This window comes from Streptomyces sp. SirexAA-E (assembly GCF_000177195.2).
GTDB classification, from domain to species: domain Bacteria; phylum Actinomycetota; class Actinomycetes; order Streptomycetales; family Streptomycetaceae; genus Streptomyces; species Streptomyces flavovirens.
Genome location: NC_015953.1, coordinates 4066647 through 4083086, shown reverse-complemented (window position 1 = coordinate 4083086; position 16440 = coordinate 4066647). Strand labels below are relative to the sequence as shown.

Annotated in this window: 21 protein-coding genes; 8 read left to right on the top strand and 13 right to left on the bottom strand. The window is 71.0% G+C overall.

What is annotated here, in order from left to right:
- Positions 1-121: 121 nt before the first annotated feature.
- A complete protein-coding gene (locus SACTE_RS18245) occupies positions 122-883 on the top strand; it encodes a phosphoglyceromutase (protein WP_014047494.1) in 762 nt (253 codons plus the stop codon).
- Between the two features lie 555 nt (positions 884-1438).
- Here SACTE_RS18245 and SACTE_RS18240 read toward each other — a convergent pair.
- The 7 genes from SACTE_RS18240 to SACTE_RS18215 form a co-directional block, all read right to left on the bottom strand.
- Entirely contained in the window at positions 1439-2686 is a 1248-nt protein-coding gene (locus tag SACTE_RS18240; protein ID WP_014047493.1) for a tyrosine-type recombinase/integrase, read from the bottom strand.
- Positions 2686-2886, bottom strand: a complete 201-nt coding sequence (locus SACTE_RS18235) for a helix-turn-helix domain-containing protein (RefSeq protein ID WP_014047492.1) — start codon at positions 2884-2886, stop codon at positions 2686-2688. Before SACTE_RS18235 ends, SACTE_RS18240 begins: the two co-directional genes overlap by 1 nt.
- Positions 2887-2888: 2 nt before the next feature.
- The gene (gene repSA, locus SACTE_RS18230) at positions 2889-4298 is read right to left on the bottom strand and encodes a replication initiator protein RepSA (RefSeq protein ID WP_014047491.1); all 1410 of its coding nucleotides are present in this window, start codon (positions 4296-4298) and stop codon (positions 2889-2891) included.
- A 91-nt stretch (positions 4299-4389) separates the two neighbouring features.
- Positions 4390-4692 carry a hypothetical protein gene (locus SACTE_RS18225; RefSeq protein WP_014047490.1) on the bottom strand — a complete coding sequence of 101 codons (303 nt, stop codon included), beginning with the start codon at positions 4690-4692 and terminating at the stop codon, positions 4390-4392.
- 23 nt (positions 4693-4715) lie between these two features.
- The gene (locus SACTE_RS34625; RefSeq protein WP_014047489.1) at positions 4716-4871 is read right to left on the bottom strand and encodes a hypothetical protein; all 156 of its coding nucleotides are present in this window, start codon (positions 4869-4871) and stop codon (positions 4716-4718) included.
- Positions 4872-4883: 12 nt separating this feature from the next.
- The gene (locus tag SACTE_RS18220; RefSeq protein ID WP_014047488.1) at positions 4884-5075 is read right to left on the bottom strand and encodes a mobile element transfer protein; all 192 of its coding nucleotides are present in this window, start codon (positions 5073-5075) and stop codon (positions 4884-4886) included.
- Between the two features lie 18 nt (positions 5076-5093).
- Positions 5094-5660: a hypothetical protein gene (locus SACTE_RS18215; protein ID WP_026359160.1), complete on the bottom strand. Its 567-nt coding sequence runs from the start codon at positions 5658-5660 to the stop codon at positions 5094-5096.
- Between the two features lie 287 nt (positions 5661-5947).
- On the opposite strand from SACTE_RS18215, the gene SACTE_RS18205 reads away from it, so the two are divergent.
- Positions 5948-6268: a 4a-hydroxytetrahydrobiopterin dehydratase gene (locus tag SACTE_RS18205; RefSeq protein ID WP_014047486.1), complete on the top strand. Its 321-nt coding sequence runs from the start codon at positions 5948-5950 to the stop codon at positions 6266-6268.
- A 648-nt stretch (positions 6269-6916) separates the two neighbouring features.
- Here SACTE_RS18205 and SACTE_RS18195 read toward each other — a convergent pair.
- Positions 6917-7759: an MOSC N-terminal beta barrel domain-containing protein gene (locus SACTE_RS18195; RefSeq protein ID WP_014047484.1), complete on the bottom strand. Its 843-nt coding sequence runs from the start codon at positions 7757-7759 to the stop codon at positions 6917-6919.
- 32 nt (positions 7760-7791) lie between these two features.
- Positions 7792-8460 carry an O-methyltransferase gene (locus SACTE_RS18190; RefSeq protein WP_014047483.1) on the bottom strand — a complete coding sequence of 223 codons (669 nt, stop codon included), beginning with the start codon at positions 8458-8460 and terminating at the stop codon, positions 7792-7794.
- A gap of 87 nt (positions 8461-8547) precedes the next feature.
- Between SACTE_RS18190 and SACTE_RS18185 the strand changes: the two genes are divergently transcribed.
- The 3 genes from SACTE_RS18185 (at position 8548) to SACTE_RS18175 (ending at position 10177) form a co-directional block, all read left to right on the top strand.
- Complete coding sequence (locus SACTE_RS18185; protein WP_014047482.1) at positions 8548-9432, top strand: winged helix-turn-helix transcriptional regulator; 885 nt, start codon at positions 8548-8550, stop codon at positions 9430-9432.
- A 257-nt stretch (positions 9433-9689) separates the two neighbouring features.
- The gene (locus SACTE_RS18180; RefSeq protein ID WP_014047481.1) at positions 9690-9938 is read left to right on the top strand and encodes a hypothetical protein; all 249 of its coding nucleotides are present in this window, start codon (positions 9690-9692) and stop codon (positions 9936-9938) included.
- Positions 9935-10177: a hypothetical protein gene (locus tag SACTE_RS18175; RefSeq protein ID WP_014047480.1), complete on the top strand. Its 243-nt coding sequence runs from the start codon at positions 9935-9937 to the stop codon at positions 10175-10177. The genes SACTE_RS18180 and SACTE_RS18175 overlap by 4 nt, the downstream gene beginning before the upstream one ends.
- A 57-nt stretch (positions 10178-10234) precedes the next feature.
- Here the strand turns inward: SACTE_RS18175 and SACTE_RS18170 are convergent, their stop codons facing one another.
- Complete coding sequence (locus SACTE_RS18170) at positions 10235-10747, bottom strand: MarR family transcriptional regulator (protein WP_014047479.1); 513 nt, start codon at positions 10745-10747, stop codon at positions 10235-10237.
- A 76-nt stretch (positions 10748-10823) separates the two neighbouring features.
- On the opposite strand from SACTE_RS18170, the gene SACTE_RS18165 reads away from it, so the two are divergent.
- Together SACTE_RS18165 and SACTE_RS18160 are read left to right on the top strand one after the other, a co-directional pair.
- Positions 10824-11495, top strand: a complete 672-nt coding sequence (locus tag SACTE_RS18165) for a nitroreductase family protein (protein WP_014047478.1) — start codon at positions 10824-10826, stop codon at positions 11493-11495.
- Positions 11492-12409, top strand: coding sequence for an EamA family transporter (locus SACTE_RS18160; RefSeq protein WP_014047477.1), 918 nt, complete (start codon positions 11492-11494; stop codon positions 12407-12409). Before SACTE_RS18165 ends, SACTE_RS18160 begins: the two co-directional genes overlap by 4 nt.
- Here SACTE_RS18160 and SACTE_RS18155 read toward each other — a convergent pair whose 3' ends face one another.
- Positions 12410-13189: a hypothetical protein gene (locus SACTE_RS18155; RefSeq protein ID WP_014047476.1), complete on the bottom strand. Its 780-nt coding sequence runs from the start codon at positions 13187-13189 to the stop codon at positions 12410-12412.
- A gap of 218 nt (positions 13190-13407) precedes the next feature.
- On the opposite strand from SACTE_RS18155, the gene SACTE_RS18150 reads away from it, so the two are divergent.
- Complete coding sequence (locus SACTE_RS18150; RefSeq protein WP_014047475.1) at positions 13408-14436, top strand: aminoglycoside phosphotransferase family protein; 1029 nt, start codon at positions 13408-13410, stop codon at positions 14434-14436.
- Here the strand turns inward: SACTE_RS18150 and SACTE_RS18145 are convergent.
- Complete coding sequence (locus SACTE_RS18145) at positions 14414-14923, bottom strand: YbjN domain-containing protein (protein WP_014047474.1); 510 nt, start codon at positions 14921-14923, stop codon at positions 14414-14416. The genes SACTE_RS18150 and SACTE_RS18145 overlap by 23 nt on opposite strands.
- Before the next feature lie 64 nt (positions 14924-14987).
- On the bottom strand, positions 14988-16373 hold the full coding sequence (gene mshA / locus SACTE_RS18140; RefSeq protein WP_014047473.1) for a D-inositol-3-phosphate glycosyltransferase: 1386 nt from the start codon (positions 16371-16373) through the stop codon (positions 14988-14990).
- Positions 16374-16440: the final 67 nt, after the last annotated feature.

Sequence of the window (16440 nt, the reverse complement as noted above, 5' to 3'; positions counted from 1 at the left end):
GTCAAACGTCGGCGCCGCGTCCGGGAGCCGTGAGCGCCCTTCTCCGCCCCCGCCCGCCCCCCCCTGTCCGTCCAGTGACCGGGCGCGCGCGGGCCGATGCGCTTCGATTACGCTCGGACACATGGCCGACGCACCGTACAAGCTGATCCTCCTCCGCCACGGCGAGAGCGAATGGAACGCGAAGAACCTGTTCACCGGTTGGGTGGACGTAGACCTCACCGACAAGGGAGAGAAGGAGGCGGTCCGCGGCGGTGAGCTGCTCAAGGACGCCGGCCTGCTCCCGGACGTCGTGCACACCTCCCTCCAGAAGCGCGCGATCCGCACCGCCCAGCTCTCGCTGGAGGCGGCCGACCGCCACTGGATCCCCGTGCACCGCTCCTGGCGCCTGAACGAGCGCCACTACGGCGCCCTCCAGGGCAAGGACAAGGCGCAGACGCTCGCCGAGTTCGGCGAGGAGCAGTTCATGCTCTGGCGCCGCTCGTACGACACCCCGCCGCCGGCGCTCGAGGACGGCACCGAGTTCTCGCAGAGCGACGACGCCCGCTACGCGACGATCCCGCCGGAGCTGCGCCCGCGCACGGAGTGCCTCAAGGACGTCGTCATCCGGATGATGCCGTACTGGTACGACGGCATCGTCCCGGACCTGCTGACGGGCCGCACGGTCCTGGTCGCCGCCCACGGCAACAGCCTGCGCGCCCTGGTCAAGCACCTGGACGGCATCTCCGACGCCGACATCGCGGGCCTCAACATCCCGACCGGCATCCCGCTCACCTACGAGCTGGACGCCGACTTCCGCCCCCTGAACCCGGGCGGGACGTACCTCGACCCGGAGGCGGCGAAGGCCGCGATCGAGGCCGTGAAGAACCAGGGCAAGAAGAAGTAAGCAGAGCTGAAGAAGCCCCCCACCTGCATTTTCTTCGCACGGTGGGGGTCTTTTCGGTGGGCTGGGCCGCCTATGGGCCGTCAGGCAGTGTCTCGGATCCTGGACCCATAGTGGTCCGTCCCAAAGAATCAGCACGCAAGGGGTGGCGAACAACCAATGGCTTCCACCGACGACGCGGAGCTCGGGAAGCAGCACGCCGAGATGCGTCGGTACGTCACAACCGTCGTCGACGCTCTCCGAAGCGTCGGGGCTACCCCGAGTGAGCGGTGGGACGAGGCAAGAGCCAGTGCCCTGTACTGGGTTGAAGGCGAATGTGCCCTCGCCGGCGGACCGTGGACACATGGGACGGTCGTGTTCTGGCGAATGACTGACGGCTGGCACTGCGCACCTCTGAACGCACACGGAGACGCCGCGCGGGATGGCGACCGACCCTTGCCGCTCGATCCTGCAGTCGCACCCACCGTCCTTGCCGAGTTCGTGGTCCGACTGTTGCGGTCAGGCGTGACCGACCAAGCGGGTCACGATGCACAGAAGGGAGAGTGCGGACCAGGGACCTCAGACGGATTCAGCAGCTGACTGTGCTTCGCCGAAGACGGCGGCCACGGCCTTACGGGTGCGCTCTCGGCTCGACGGCATCAGATGTGCATACACCCTCAGTGTCAGGCCCGGGTCCGAGTGGCCGAGGTACTCAGCCAGCGCCTTGACGTTCTCCCCGGCGTCCAGCAGCACCGACGCGTAGAAGTGACGCATGGCATGCATGCCGTTCTCGCGTGACTCGGTGTGCTGAGCGCCAGCCGCCGGGGTCGGGATCACTCCGGCGGAGGCCAGAGCCGGTTTCCACGCCTCCTCGTTCAGCGAGGTGCGCCAGACATGACCACCGCGTGGGCCCGTGAAGATGAGCCGCTTGGTCACCAGCGGTCCGCCCGCCGCCTTCCACGGCAACGTGATCTCGACCGGCGGGAATTGCTTCATGTGTGCCCGCAGCGCGTCGGCGACAGGGCCGGGAAGCGGCACATCCCGCAGCTTGCCACCCTTGGGCGGAGCGAAGACGGGCTTACTGCGGCTCAGCTTGAGCTGCTGGACCACGTGCAACGTGTCCGACCGGAAGTCGATCGCATCCACCGCGACACCCAAGATCTCGCCTTGCCGGAGACCGCAGCCGCCGCCCAAGTCGACCATCGCTTGATACCTCTCCGGCATGCCCGCACGCACCGCGAAGAGTCGCTCCGCCGTCCAAGGCGTGACACGCTTCGTGTCCACGGTCGGCGGCCGTACCGAGCGGGCAGCGCAAGGGTTCCGAGGAAGGTGCCCGTCGTCCACGGCCGCGCTGAGAGCCGCCCGCACGTTGGAGTAGATCGTCCGGGCGTACGAGCCACGCACACCGTTCGCTTGGAGTTGCTGCACCCAGTCGCGGATGTGAGCCGGCTGGAACGAACCAAGCGGACGCGTGCCGAGGTACGGGAACGCGTGCAGCCGGAGCTGCGACTCCATCGAAGCTTGAGTGTTGGGGTCCGCCCCTTGCGTAGACACCCAGCCCTCCGCGTACTGCTGGAAGGTGGTTCGGGCCGCGCGGGGATCGATGTACTGACCCCGCGCCATGTCTGCTTCGGTATGGGCCAGCCACTGATCAGCGAGCCGCTTCTGTCGGTCCGGGAAGCTCTTCGACTTCTCCGTGCCGTCCGGCCCGACGTAGCGCGCGCGGTAACGGGACCCCACTCCGTAACGACCCGACTTCACCTTGCGGGGCTTGCCGTCAGGGCCGGTCACGGTCACGAACCAGCGGTCCTGGACGTGTCCGGCCATCAGGCAGCCACCTCGCCCCGACGGGAGTCGACCCAAGCTCGTACATCGTCGGGGTCGAAGCGGAGGTGCCGACCGACACGGAAGCCGCGGGGGCCGGTCCGCTTCCGGCGCCACTGGTAGACCGTCTCGACGCTGGGCAGCTCGAACATCTCGACCAGGTCGTCAGGCGTCAGATAGCGACTCGGCAGAGGAAGCGCCATGGTCACCACTCCCCCTCGTCGACCAGCTCCGCCATGGCTGCACGGGCGGTTTCGCGGTTGAGCTGGAGACCACGGGCGATGGTCGCGGCGAGGACGGATTCGCCGGGCGAGTGACCGTGGCCGGCGTACTGCCAGTCGGCCAGGACGAGCACGGTGTCCGGGACGCGGTCCTCCAGGCCGAGGGACTGCCGTTCCTGCGCGGCGCGGAAGTCGGCGCGGGCCTGGCGGAGCTCACCGAGGGTGGTCGAGTAGCGGCGGGACTTCGAGGAGAAGTGCCCCCGGAACCCGAGCATGTGCGCCCAGGCCCACAACCGACGTTCGAGGTAGAGCGGATCGACGCGGTGGCATGCAGCGATGAGACGGCGGGCGTGGTCGGGAACGCTGTGGCGATCGAGTTCGGAGAGCTCACCAATGCGGCGGTCCAGAGTGCCGGTGTTCTCCGCCGCCTTGGTGGCGTACTTCGCGACGTAGGACGCCACAGCCTGTTCGGTGACATCGGAGCCGTCGCCGAAGGCAGCGACTGGGCGGACGTCGAGTTGTGTGCCCCAGCGGAAGGTACGAGCGGGCTGCTCATCGGCGGCTGGAGCGGACACCGAGGTGTAGTTGTGCCGAGCGGCTGCGTGTATTGCATCGGTGAGCAGGTCGACGGTGGCCCAGGACGGAGGTGGCGTGCCGGGCCCGTCCGGTCCGTCGATCCGCATCACGGTGTGGAAGTGGATCGCCCCACGCTTCTGGAACTCTGCGACTTTGCCGTACGAGAGCCGAGCCGATTCCTTCAGTTCCACCTGTGTGAGTCCAGCGCGGGCCGCGATCTCCCGTCGGAGGCGAGTCGTGAACCGCATCCAGAGGTCGCCAGCGTGGTTGTTGAACAGGACCGACCCGGCGTAGTCGTACGTCTCGGGGTCCAGGGCGGTACCGAGCTCGGGTGCATCTGCCGAGTGCCGGCTACCGCAACGGCAAGCGCCACGTTCGGGACGGTTGTGGACCGGGCCGAAGGACGGGGCGGTAAGGGTGGCGAAGACCCGGGGGTGATCCCGCACGGTGGCGGGGACGTCGCGGCGATCGTCTCCGGCCAGGCCCGCGCGGATCAGGTGGTAGGTGTCTCCGGCGTACGTCCAGGCGCAGGAGGGGCAACGGGAGGCACGGCGCTTCCCGCAGGCGAGGCGGAGTCGTCCGCCAGGCTCGATCTCAGTCGAGTAGTGGTGAAGGGTCTCGCCGGTGGTCTTGTCCCTGGCGAGGGTCCATCCGGTCAGGTGGATCGGGTTGGAGCAGCCACCGGTACGGTGGATCTGGTCCTCCCAGCGGCGGAACTCGGGGGCAGAGGCAACCCTCAGCAGGTCGCCGAGGGTGAGCCGGTCGAGCAGCGGCTCAGGCATGTGCACTCCCCGGCGGCGGGCGGTGCGGTCGGTCATGATGGTGCTTCCTTCCGGATCTGTGGTTCGGGGAGGAGCACGGCTTCCGGGCGGCGGATGCTTGGCGGTATCGAGGCCGCCCGGAAGCCGGTCAGCGGTGGTTCTGCGACGCCACGAGCGAGCGGACGATCAGGGCGCTGATGGCGAGCGATGCGGCGGTGACGGCGACCGCGAGGAGCATGGAGACCAGGACCGCGCCGACGACCAGGACAACGGCCGTGCCACCACCGATGACGGCGACGACGGCACCGGGCGTGAGCTGAACCGTGGGACGTGCGGGAGCCATAGGGGCTGGGGCCGGGGTCCGGTGGGGCACGGCGGGGACGTCGTTCCGGGCAGTGCCCGTGACGATTCCGGTCGGCAACGGGTTGGTGGGGATCCTCGGGCGGAGCATGGCGGTTCTCCCTTCGGTCGGGGCTACTTGACGGCGGTGTCGATCACGGGGGTCAGGAGGCTGTCGGCGAGGAGGTAGCCGCCGAGCAGCAGTACGAGCACGAGCCACCAGGGCGGGCGGATCAGTTTCACGCCGAGCCAGCCGACGGCGATCAGGGCGAGCCAGAGCGGTACGTCCATGGCGGGACTCCTTCAGCGGACCTTGCAGCGGTGAGTACGGGCGGCGAGCTGGGCGGCGGACCGGCTGCTGAAGTCGGACGACCAACCGCAGCGATCGGCGGTGCACACGGCGGCATGCTGGGTGCGGCCGTGCCGGTCGCGGTGGGTACCGATCTGCACCGGTCCGATCCGCATCACGGAGTGGAAGTGGTCGCGGGCGGGCATGGTGGGTCTCCTCTCGGGTCAGGCGAGCTGAGCGGCAATCGCGGCGGCGAGTTGAGGCGGAACTCCGAGGCGGGCGCGGAGCGTGTCGGTGTCGATCGGTGAACCGGTACGGGCGCGGTGGTCGTCGGCGACCTTCCGGGCGTGGTCGACGAGCGCGGCCGGCACGGGCGGAGACGCGTCGGCGGGAGGTAGGACCGGAGACTCCTCAGCGGCAGGAATCGGCGCTGGTTCCAGCTCCGGGACCTGTTCCTCGGTGACGAGCTCCGGCGCCGAGGGATCAGCCGTAGGCGCCGCCGGAACGGGCGTGCGGTCCTCAACCGGGGTCTCGGTATGGGCGAGGAGCGTCCCGCCGAGGAAGGCAAGCGCGGGCCACCCAGCGATGCCGAAGCGCAACCAGGCCGGAGGGTGCGCGAGATCGAGGAATCCGGCGGTGGCGACGTTGGCACCGAGCGAAGCGACGAACAGGCGAACGCCTTGCTGCCCCAAGTGGACGACGACCTGCCCTGGGGCAATGCCTGCCGCCGCACACCTGCCTACCTGGAAGTTCAGCGCGCCACTTGCTACGGCAGGCTGGGACTTGGTCATGAGGCCGTCTCCCTGTGGGACCAGATCCTCACCTCTGTACCGGACACGGCGCGGCGGGACCGCGGCGTCTACCTCGCACGTCACGCCACGGCCGCGGCCAACGCCGGTGAGCCAGAACAGGCGTGGGAAATCGCACGGCCAGCGGTGCAGATCGCCGCGGAGACCAGGTCGGCCCGCATACGAGGCGAGTTGAGAACCCTCCAAAGGGCGATGCGGCCATGGCAGGATGCACCCGTCGGCCAGGACCTGCTGGAAACCCTGGCCGGCGTGACAGAGGGGAACTGAACATGGCAGAGGCGCCTGTGCCGTTGACCGAGGCTGAGATCGATTCGGCTCTGTGTGACGCCACCGGCTGGCGACGCGACGGCGACGCGATCACGCGTGCATTCGGCATTCGCTACCACGGGGGCGTGGCGCTCATCGTCCACGTCGCCGACGTCCAACGCCTCATCGGCCACCACGCTGACATCGATCTGCGCTGGGACCACGTCCGTTTCACCATCACCACCCACGACGCCGGCCACAAACTGACGTCCGCCGACTTCGACCTGGCCCATCGCATCGACGGCATCGCCCGAGGGCACGGGGCGGATCCGCTGAACACCTGAACTCGGACTGCTCTCCGGGCGGTGGGCGGGGGCTGGGCCAGTTGCACGACGCCTTGGGCCTTGTGCATGCCCAGCTCAGGGTTGTCCCGTAATCCCCGGCGGGCGCGCGACGACAGCTACGGCACCTCGCCGCGTTGTCGGAACGCCCGAATACATCCAGTATTCGGACAGCCGTTAGCCGACGGTTGAGGGTTCGACGCCGCAGAAGACCACTCACGAGACGAGTGCGTGGGCCGCTTACCTGTCGCCGGCTGCGCCCGTTCTCTGCCTACGGCCCACATGGCGCTGCATCCGCCGTCGCACGCCGCAGGTCAGCTCTGCTGTCAGCCCTTCATGCTCACCAGGCCCAACACCGCGCACACGGCTCCCGCGATACCGAACCCGACCCTCATGTGGTCAGGGCTTTTCCAGGGCGTGCCCCACCGGGACCTCCGCGTGACCACCAGGTCCGCCCAATCCCACACCCGGAGCGCGACATTGCGGTAGTCGCAGGCCACCACTATCAAGCCACTTCCGACAAGCAGTCCGAGCAGCCCACGAAACATCAGGGCCCCGCCTTCCCCCACCCTGGCGACCGAGGTCGCCGTCACCAGTGGTGTCAGTCTGCACCAAGGACGGACCTGCGCGCCCGTACCCGACCCGCGCCCCTCAGCCCCCCGCCCCCACCTCCGACTCGCCCCACCCGGTGACCGTCACCTCGTCCCCCACCGCCACCCGCCCCGGCCTGAGGACCGCGTACTTGGTTCCGAAGGCGACCCCGCCCGCTACCGCCCGGCGGTAGCGGGCCAGGGTGCGCAGGGGTTCCGGGCCCGCGCGGTGGCCCGATGCCTGGTCGACCAGGACCACCGCGCAGCGGATGGCCGGTTTGGCGTAGGCCAGTTCCGCCGTGCCGACGGTGAGCCGGTGGGCCCGGTCCTCGGTGTGCGGGTCGGGCCAGCCGTCGATCACGAGGTTCGGGCGGAAGCGGTTCGGCGGGAGCGGTGGCGCGTCGTTCTCCGCCAGTTTCCGGTCGAGGTGGTCGAGGGTGGAGCGCGAGAGGACGTGCACGGCGCAACTGTCGGCGTATGCCGAGGTGCCCGGGGTGCGGCCGTCGGTCACCCGGTCGTGTTCCGGCGGCACTCGCACCAGGCGGCTGGCGGAGCGGAGTACGTCCGAGAGCCATTCGGCCACGGTGTCCCCCTGGTCGATGCCCTGGAACGCCGCGCCGAACAGGTCGACCGGGCGGCGGGCGCCGGAGGTGTCCACGGGCAGGGTCAGGGGTTCGGTGTCCGGGGCGCGGAGGGTGAGCCGCGTGCCGTCCCCGCCGATGGCGGGGCGGATGACGGCCAGCCGGGGGTCGCGGCGCTGGGTGCGGAAGACGCCCTCGTCACCGACCACCATGAAGCTGCGGTCGTGGGCCAGGCCGGCGGAGGTCATCGACGCCTCGTGGGCGGCCACCCCTGCACATCCCTTGACGGGGTAGTACGTCAACTCGGTCACGTGGGCGGCCATACCGCGCCCTCCCCCTTCTCCGCAGGACACGGTCAGTCGGTGACGACGGCCAGGGTGAAACCGTCGTACCCCTTGGAGCCGACGGTCTGGATCGTGGTGGCGGTGAGCCGGGGGTGCTCCGCGATCAGTTCGGTGAAGCGGCGGACGCCCTGAACTCGGGGGTCGGTGCTGGAGGGGTCGGTGACCGCTCCGTCGCGGACCACGTTGTCGCCGACGATGACGCTGCCGGGCCGGGTCAGCCTCAGGGCCCAGTCGAGGTAGGCGGGGTTGGACGGCTTGTCGGCGTCGATGAAGACCAGGTCGAACGGGCCGGCCCCCTCCTCGGCGAGCCGGGGCAGGGAGTCCAGGGCCTCACCGACCCGGATGTCGACCGTGCGCTCCAGCCCCGCGCGCGCGAGGTTGGCGGCGGCCACGGCGGCGTACGTCTCGTCGGCCTCCAGGGTGACCAGGTGCCCGTCCGGCGGGAGGGCCCGGGCCAGCCAGATGGTGCTGTAGCCGCCGAGTGTGCCGATCTCCAGGACCGTACGGGCGCCCTGGATCCGGGCCAGCAGGTGCAGCAACTTGCCCTGGTTGGGCGCGACCTGGTGCTCCGGCAGTCCGGCGGCCGCGCTGTCCGATCCGGCCGCGAGCAGGGCGTCGTCCTCCTCCACCAGCAGGCCGTTGAAGTAGTCGTCGACGGAGGTCCATACCTGCTGTGCCATGTGGGTTCCCCTTCGATACTGACAGCATTCCGAAAGGGAACCTACTATGGGGGCACGACGGTCTGTCAAAGTTTCCGGAGAGCGCCCATGAGTCCACGACGCGTGGCCGACGACGCCTGCGGTATCGCGCAGGCCGCCGCCGTGGTGGGCGACTGGTGGAGCCTGCTGATCCTGCGGGAGGTCGCCCGCGGTCATGTGCGCTTCGACCGGCTGGCCGAGGAACTGGGCGTGTCCCGGAAGGTCCTCTCCGAGCGCCTGCGCACCCTGACCGACCACCACGTACTCGAACGGCGCCTCTACCAGGACCGTCCGGCGCGCTACGAGTACGTCCTGACCGAGCGGGGCCGAGGGCTCGTCCCCGTCCTCGTCTCGCTCCAGGACTGGGCCGACCGGTGGCTCCTCGGGGACGGCACGCTCACCGGCGAGGCACCCGGCGAGGGCGCCGAGGCCCGCCGGGTCGCCGGACTCGTGGGCGAGCCGGTCCCGCCCGGTCTGCTGCTGCCCGGGACCGACGGCAGCGCGCACGACCCGGTGGCCGCCGACGGCCCGGGGACCGTCCTCTTCGCCTACCCCGCGACCGGCGTCCCCGGCGTCCCGGCCGACCTCGCCGGACCTCCGGTCCCGGGCGGCGCGGGCTGCACCCTGGAGAACCGCCAGTTCCGCGCGGCCTGGCCGGAGTTCCGGGACGCCGGGGTCACCGTGTACGGGGTGAGCACCCAGTCACCGCCGGAGCAGGCCGCCTTCGCGCGGGCGGAGGACCTGCCGTTCACGCTGCTCAGCGACGACCGGCTCCAACTCACCGCGGCCCTGCGCCTGCCGACCTTCCGGGCCGGCCAGAGCCTGCGCGTCAAGCGGCTGATCCTCGTCGTCGGCCCGGACCGTGTCGTACGGCATGCGGTCTTCCCGGTCACCGACATCCCGGCCGCCGTCACGGAGTCCCTGGACCTCGCCCGGGCCATGGCCCGGCAGTAGTCCGGCCTCCGGAACGGCAGTTGGCCCTCGGGCGACGGCCCCGCCGCACGGTGGATCACCCGACGCCCCCTGCCGCCCCGGATACGGCACCACTTGACCGGCCGCCTCCCCGCCTCGGGCGAACATGAGTCCCCGGGGATGCCCCTGACCACCCGTCACACGCTAACGTGGCCTGTACGCCGCCCCGTTCGACGCGTGCACACCCCGCGCGGAACGGGTACACAGCGCGGAGGGCAAGGAGATCGGGGAGAGCGATCATGGGCGAGTCTCTGAAGACCTTCGTCGGGGGGACCGAGGTCGACGTCCCCAACAGCATCCCGGCGATCCGCGCCGCGCTCCCCGAGGAGAGACGCGAGGAGTTCGACCAGGCGATCAACGAGGCGGGCATCCATGAGATCCAGGCCGTCATGCGGCACTGGATGCTGGAGTCCGTACCCGATCCCGAGGCCGAACGCATCCTGCACAGACTGGCCCAGGACGAGGCCGAGAGGCGGAGCGTGGCTTGAGCTTCCGTATCTCGTACGCACCGCCCGCCGACGACACCCTGGCCAAGATGCGGAACGGCGACTCGTTCCGGCGCGAGATGGCGCGCACCCTGGGCCGTGATCCGTACGGACACGCCTCGACCGCCGTGAAGCGTGAACGCGACCGGCGCGAGGCGACGGTGTCCGGGTCGATCGTCCTCTACTACGTCTCCGGGACCGTGTGGACGGTCACCGTCGTCCGGCTCGTCCCCCTGCCGTGAACACCACGGTGTACGCCGCCGGGAACCCTGCGGTGCGACCCGCCGCACCGTCGGACCTCAAGCCCGCCTGACCTGCCGGTCCGTGTCGCCCAGGGTCTCCAGCAGGCCGCGCAGATCGTCCGCGACCCGGTCGCGCTGTTCGTCCGTCAGGCCGGAGAGCAGCCGGTTCTGGTTCTCCACGTGGTCGACCAGGGCCCGGTCGATCAGCTCCCGGCCCGCCTCGGTGAGCGACACGTGGACACTGCGGCCGTCCCCCTCCCTGCGGGTACGGAGGACGAGCTCCCGCGCCTCCAGCCGGTCCAGCCGCTGGGTGATCGCCCCGGACGTGACCATGGCGGACCGCATCAGGTCGGCCGGGGTCAGCCGGTGCGGTGCCGGACTGCGGCGCAACGTGGCCAGGACGTCGAACGCGGCGGCGTCCAGGTCGTGGAGGGCGAAGGTGGCGCGCTGCTCCGCCTCCACGATCCGCGCCAGCCGCTTGATGCGCCCGAACACCCCCATCGAGGAGGTGTCGAGCCCGGGAACCTGCTCGGCCCACTGCGCCAGCACGCGGTCCACATGGTCACTCATGACCTCAGCATAGCAATAGCTTAGCGCTGAGATACCTTCTTGCTTAGCGCTAAGCTATCGCTGTACGGTCCTGGCCATGACACAGGACCCAGGCCCCCTGACCGTGCCGCAGGCGATCCGTACGCGCCGCAGCATCCGCCACTACCTGCCCGACCCGGTGCCCGAACGGCAACTGGCCGAGCTCATCGACCTGGCGCTGGAAGCGCCCTCCAGCTGGAATGTGCAGGCGCGATTCGTCGTGGCCGTGTCGGACGACGAGGGACGTGCCGCCCTCACCCGGGCCACCGGCGGTCAGCCGCACCCGCGGGAGGCCCCCGTCACGCTGGTGTTCGTGGCCTCCGGCCAGGCCTGGCGTGAGGACCTGAGCGACATCTACGACCGGGCCCGGCGCAACGGCGCGTGGAGCGAGGCGTTCGTCAGCGGCTTCTCCCGGGCCACGCTCGACTTCCAACGGGACCTCGAACGGCGCGGCCTGCTCAGGGAGTACGCCGTCAAGGACGCCGTGATCGCCGCCACGTACGCGATGCTCGCCGCCACCTCCATGGGGCTCGCCACCTCCCCGATGAACGGCTGGGACGAGCGGGAGGTGAAGCGGGCCATCGGCGTCGAGGACCGCGAGGACCTGCACATCGCGATGCTGCTGCCCGTGGGCAGACCCGCCGAGACCCGTGCGCACCCCGGCCGCCGGCCCCGCTCCCGGCAGGCGTTCACCGGCCGCTACGGCCACGCCGGAGGTGGCCCCCGGTGACGTCCGACCGGACCGCGGCCGACTCCGCGCTCACCGCACTGGCCCCGCTGATCTGGGGCTCCACCTATCTCGTCACCACGGAGACGCTGCCGCCCGGCAGACCCCTGCTGGCCGCGACGGTCCGAGCCCTTCCCGCAGGCCTGATCCTGCTCGCGATCGGCCGGACGCTTCCGCGCGGCGGCTGGTGGTGGCGTGCCGCCGTCCTCGGGACGCTCAACATCGGAGCGTTCCTCTACCTGCTCTTCGTCGCCGCCTACCATCTGCCCGGCGGTGTCGCGGCGCTGGTGATGGCCGTGCAGCCCACGATCGTCCTCGCCCTGTCGGCGCTGCTGCTGAAGGAGCGGATCACACCGGTCCACGCCGCCGCGTGCGCCCTCGGGATCGTCGGGGTCGGCCTGCTGGCCCTGACTCCCCGGGCCGAGCTGGACCCGGTGGGTGTGGGCGCGGGACTCCTGGGCGCGGTGAGCATGGCGAGCGGCATCGTGCTCACCAAGCGCTGGGGGCGGCCCCCGGGCGTGGGCCTGCTGACGTTCACCGGGTGGCAGCTGAGCTTCGGCGGGCTGCTCCTGCTGCCCGTCACCCTGCTCGGAGAGGGGCTGCCCGGCGCGGTCAGCGGACGCAACGTCGCCGGTTTCGCCTACCTGGGGATCATCGGGGCGCTGTTCGCGTACGCGATCTGGTTCCGCGGCGTGGAGCGGCTGCCGGCCCTGACCGTCTCCATGCTCGGCTTCGCCTCACCCCTCGCCGCGACGGCGCTCGGCTATCTCGTGCTGCACGAGACCCTGGACCCGGCGCAGATCGCCGGGGCACTGACGGTGGTCGCCGCCGTCGTGCTCGCCCGGCCCCGTGCGGCGGGCGGCGGCCGGGGCCGTCCGGCCCGCCCCCGCCCGCCGAAGGCGGAGCCGACCGGATGATCAGCCGAGCTTCTCGACCTGGGCCGCGACGACCTCGGACGGGAGCCCGAAGTCGATCTCCGCTTCGCCCGCCGCACCGAGGTTGAAGGAGAAGAACGTGGCGACCGTGCCGGCCTGACGGAGGCTCACGAGCTTGAAGGGGACCACGACGCCGTCCTCCTCCATCGTCGCCGTCCAGGCCAGCGCCTCCTCGCCGCCGGACACCTTCTCCTCGGTCAGCTTCGTGATCTTCTGCTCGGAGCCCTTCACGGACAGCGTGAACCCGCCGGTGGCGCACGCGGCGGCGGACCGACGGAGTTCGGCGAGGTTCTTCTCGGCGCCGTCACCGTCGTACGAGGCGAGGGTGACCAGGGACGACGTCAGGTCGAACCCGGCTTCCAGAGCGTCGGCGGCGTCCGTGAGGTCTTCCTTCTCGGGCTCCTGGACGACCTTGCGCCCGGCGTTGCCGACCGGGGTGCCGCGCTTCACGCCGTAGAAGGTGTACCCGATGGGCTCGCACTCCTTCTTGTCCACGGTGACGTCCTCGGGCCGGGCGATCTCCTCCGGGCCGGTCCTGCTGATCCTGTGGCCCGCCACATCGCCCTGCTCCAGCGCCACCTTCTCCAGCTCCGCCGAGGTCAGCGCCTTGACCGCGGCCTTCGTGGCGCCGCCGCCCTCGGCGGCCGGCGCCTTCGCGTCACCCTTGGCGTCCTCGTCCGAACCCCCGCACGCGGTGGCCAGCAGGGCCAGGGACACCGCGGAGACGGCGAGGGCGGTACGGCGTACGGCGGTGGCGTGCATGGCTGGTTCATCTCTCGTGAGGAGGAGCGACATGCCTCCCGGCGCGGAACTTTGCCGGTTCCGGGGGCTGTTGCGAAGAAGCACACCCTACGATCGGACATCTGTCCGGTGATCGTTCCGCACGGTCACGGGATGTGATCGTGATGGCACTGTGATCATCCTGTGAAGAGCCTATGAGGACGGCCATGGAGCCGTAGCCGAGCCGAGGAGTGCCCGCCGTGCCCGTCGACCCCACCCCCGCCGTGCTCGACGCGGTCCGGGCCCTCGGCGCGGCCGGGGCGCCGGGCGACCCACCGCCGGTCTGCGAGACGCTCACCGGCGGCACGTACAACACCGTGACCAGGGTGACCTTCGCGGACGGCCGCGACTGGGTGGTGAAGGTCCCGCCGACCCACAGCGCCGGGCTGCGCTACGAACAGCACCTGCTCGTGGGCGAGACCGCCTTCCACGAAGCAGCCGCGACCGTCGGCGGCGACCTGGTCCCGCGGGTCGTGCACGCCGATCCGGTCCCCGGTTCGGCGACGGGCGCGTACGTGGTGATGACCGCGTGCCCCGGCCGTCCCTGGAGCGATCTGGCGGCCGACCTGACGGAGAGTGAGCGACGTCGACTGCGTAAGGAACTCGGCGCGCTCGTCGGCCGGCTCCACACGGTGACGGGCTCGGACGGGTTCGGGTATCCGGGCGAGCCCCTCGGACCGCTCTCCCCCACCTGGCGCGAGGCGTTCACCGCCATGGCCGGTGCCGTGCTCGACGACGCCGAGGCGTACGCGGCACGGCTGCCCCGCCCGGCCTCCGAGATCCGTGCGCTGCTCGGCTCCGCCGCCTACGCCTTGGACGAGGTGGTCCGGCCCGCGCTCGTCCACTTCGATCTGTGGGAGGGAAACGTCCTGCTCACCGGCGAACGGGGAGCGCGGGCCCTCGGCGGGATCATCGACGGTGAGCGGATGTTCTGGGGCGATCCGGCCGCCGACCTCGTCTCGACGGCGCTGCTCGGCGACATCGAGGACGACGAGGACTTCCTCGCCGGTTACGCGGCCGGGGCCGGTTCCCCCGTCGTGTTCACCGCTTCCCTGCGGCTCCGCCTCGCCCTGTACCGCAGCTACCTCTACCTGATCATGCTCGTCGAGACCGTGCCCCGACAGGCGTCCGGGGAGGCCCTGGAGTGGGTGTGGACGCGGGTGGCGCCGCAGCTCGACGCGGCGCTGGGCGAGGTGGCCGGGGCCGTCAGCCGCCGGACCGCCGGGTGAGGTGGCTGAACGCGTCCAGGTTCCGGGTGGACTCGCCGCGCTCGACCCGCCAGGCGTACTCCTTGCGGATCGCGCTCGCGAAGCCCAGCTCCAGCAGGGAGTTGAAGGCGCCGTCCGCCGTCTCCAGCACCACGCCCAGCAGCCGGTCGAGCTCCTCGGGCGTGATCACGGAGAGCGGGAACCGGCCGACGAGGTAGATGTCGCCGAGCCGGTCGATGGCGTAACTCACCCCGAAGAGCCGCAGGTTGCGCTCCAGCAGCCAGCGGTGCACGGCCGCGTCGTTCTCGTCCGGGTGGCGGATGACGAACGCGTTGAGGGAGAGGGAGTGCCGGCCGACGAGCAGGGAGCACGTCGTGGACAGCTTGCGTGTTCCAGGCAGCGTCACGACGTAGTTTCCCGGTTCGGGGTTCTCCCACGCGAGCTCGGCGTCGTTCAGCGTCGCCTCGATGACCTGCGCCACTGCTGCTTCGTCGGGTACGTCAGCCATGGTCCGAGCGTACGGCAGCGGGCGCCGGACGGCCGAGGCGCGCGGCCGGCGGCCGGGGGCCGCCTCAGGCGTGGGGAAGCCGGGCGCGGCGCCGGTGGTCGTACATCGCGGCCGTGTAGACGTCGGCGGTGGCGGAGGCCGCCGTGTCCCAGCCGAAGGACTGCGCGTGCGCGGCGGCCGCCTCGCCCATCCGGTCGGCCAGCTCCGGGTTGTCCGCGAACCGGCCCAGCGCCTCGGCGTAGGCCTCCGGGTCGTGTCCCGGGATCAGGAAGCCGCTCACCCCGTCGCGCACCGCCACCGGCAGCCCGCCCACCGCGGCGGCGACCACCGGCGTGCCGGAGGCCTGGGCCTCGATGGCGACCAGCCCGAAAGACTCGCTGTACGAGGGCATGACCAGCACGGACGCGGCCCGGAACCAGTCGGCGAGCTGTTCCTGCCCCACCGGCGGGTGGAAGCGCACGACATCGGCGATGCCCAGCCGGGCCGCCAGCTTCTGGAGGCCCTCGGGCTTGGCCAGTCCGCTGCCGCTGGGGCCGCCGACCACCGGGACGAGCACGCGCGAGCGGAGCGCGGGGTCACGGTCCAGCAGGGCGGCGACGGCGCGCAGCAGGATGTCCGGCGCCTTCAGTGGCTGGATACGGCCGGCGAAGAGCGGGATCAGGGCGTCCTGCGGCAGCCCCAGCCGGGCGCGGGCGGCGGCGCGGGCGGATTCCCGCGGCCTCAGGCCCTCGGAGCCCGCGGGGAACGGACGGAAGCGTTCGAGGTTGACGCCGGGATGGACGACGGCCACGGAGGCGGGGTCGGCCTCGTAGAAGCGGACGAGCTCGTCCGCCTCCTCGGCGGTGTTCGCGATGAGCCGGTCGGAGGCGTGCACGATCTGCGTCTCACCGATGACGCGGGCGGCGGGCTCCGGGCTGTCGCCCTCGGCGAGCGCGGCGTTCTTGACCTTCGCCATGGTGTGCATCGCGTGGACCAGCGGAACGCCCCAGCGCTGGGCGGCGAGCCAGCCGACCTGGCCGGAGAGCCAGTAGTGGGAGTGGACGAGGTCGTAGTAGCCGGGGCGGTGGCCGGCCCACGCCTGCATCACCCCGTGGGTGAAGGCGCAGAGCTGGGCGGGCAGCTCCTCCTTGGCCAGCCCCTCGTACGGACCGGCGTCGACGTGCCGCACCAGCACGCCGGGGGCCATCTCGACCGAGGGGGGCAGGGCTCCGGTGGTGGCCCGGGTGAATATCTCCACCTCGACGCCGATCGCGGCGAGCCGCTTGGCCAGCTCGACGATGTAGACGTTCATACCGCCGGCGTCACCGGTGCCCGGCTGATGCAGGGGCGAGGTGTGCACGGACAGCATCGCGACGCGGCGCGGCTTGCGGTGGCCGCCGGCGAAGCCGCCCGGGAAGCGGATACGGGGTGCCACACGGCTGCCGCCGAGCCGGGAGATGTACTGGCTCACGTGGTCCGCTCCTCCTCGCTCGGGGCATGACACCTCGGGGGCGCGCGGCCCCACGAGAGGCAGAACA

Excerpts from the sequence above, each read along its gene's own strand:
- SACTE_RS18245 (WP_014047494.1), top strand. The coding sequence starts at position 122 with ATGGCCGACGCACCGTACAAGCTGATCCTCCTCCGCCACGGCGAGAGC.
- SACTE_RS18240 (WP_014047493.1), bottom strand. The coding sequence starts at position 2,686 with ATGGCCGGACACGTCCAGGACCGCTGGTTCGTGACCGTGACCGGCCCT.
- SACTE_RS18235 (WP_014047492.1), bottom strand. The coding sequence starts at position 2,886 with ATGGCGCTTCCTCTGCCGAGTCGCTATCTGACGCCTGACGACCTGGTC.
- repSA (WP_014047491.1), bottom strand. The coding sequence starts at position 4,298 with ATGACCGACCGCACCGCCCGCCGCCGGGGAGTGCACATGCCTGAGCCG.
- SACTE_RS18225 (WP_014047490.1), bottom strand. The coding sequence starts at position 4,692 with ATGCTCCGCCCGAGGATCCCCACCAACCCGTTGCCGACCGGAATCGTC.
- SACTE_RS34625 (WP_014047489.1), bottom strand. The coding sequence starts at position 4,871 with ATGGACGTACCGCTCTGGCTCGCCCTGATCGCCGTCGGCTGGCTCGGC.
- SACTE_RS18220 (WP_014047488.1), bottom strand. The coding sequence starts at position 5,075 with ATGCCCGCCCGCGACCACTTCCACTCCGTGATGCGGATCGGACCGGTG.
- SACTE_RS18215 (WP_026359160.1), bottom strand. The coding sequence starts at position 5,660 with ATGACCAAGTCCCAGCCTGCCGTAGCAAGTGGCGCGCTGAACTTCCAG.
- SACTE_RS18205 (WP_014047486.1), top strand. The coding sequence starts at position 5,948 with ATGGCAGAGGCGCCTGTGCCGTTGACCGAGGCTGAGATCGATTCGGCT.
- SACTE_RS18195 (WP_014047484.1), bottom strand. The coding sequence starts at position 7,759 with ATGGCCGCCCACGTGACCGAGTTGACGTACTACCCCGTCAAGGGATGT.
- SACTE_RS18190 (WP_014047483.1), bottom strand. The coding sequence starts at position 8,460 with ATGGCACAGCAGGTATGGACCTCCGTCGACGACTACTTCAACGGCCTG.
- SACTE_RS18185 (WP_014047482.1), top strand. The coding sequence starts at position 8,548 with ATGAGTCCACGACGCGTGGCCGACGACGCCTGCGGTATCGCGCAGGCC.
- SACTE_RS18180 (WP_014047481.1), top strand. The coding sequence starts at position 9,690 with ATGGGCGAGTCTCTGAAGACCTTCGTCGGGGGGACCGAGGTCGACGTC.
- SACTE_RS18170 (WP_014047479.1), bottom strand. The coding sequence starts at position 10,747 with ATGAGTGACCATGTGGACCGCGTGCTGGCGCAGTGGGCCGAGCAGGTT.
- SACTE_RS18165 (WP_014047478.1), top strand. The coding sequence starts at position 10,824 with ATGACACAGGACCCAGGCCCCCTGACCGTGCCGCAGGCGATCCGTACG.
- SACTE_RS18155 (WP_014047476.1), bottom strand. The coding sequence starts at position 13,189 with ATGCACGCCACCGCCGTACGCCGTACCGCCCTCGCCGTCTCCGCGGTG.
- SACTE_RS18145 (WP_014047474.1), bottom strand. The coding sequence starts at position 14,923 with ATGGCTGACGTACCCGACGAAGCAGCAGTGGCGCAGGTCATCGAGGCG.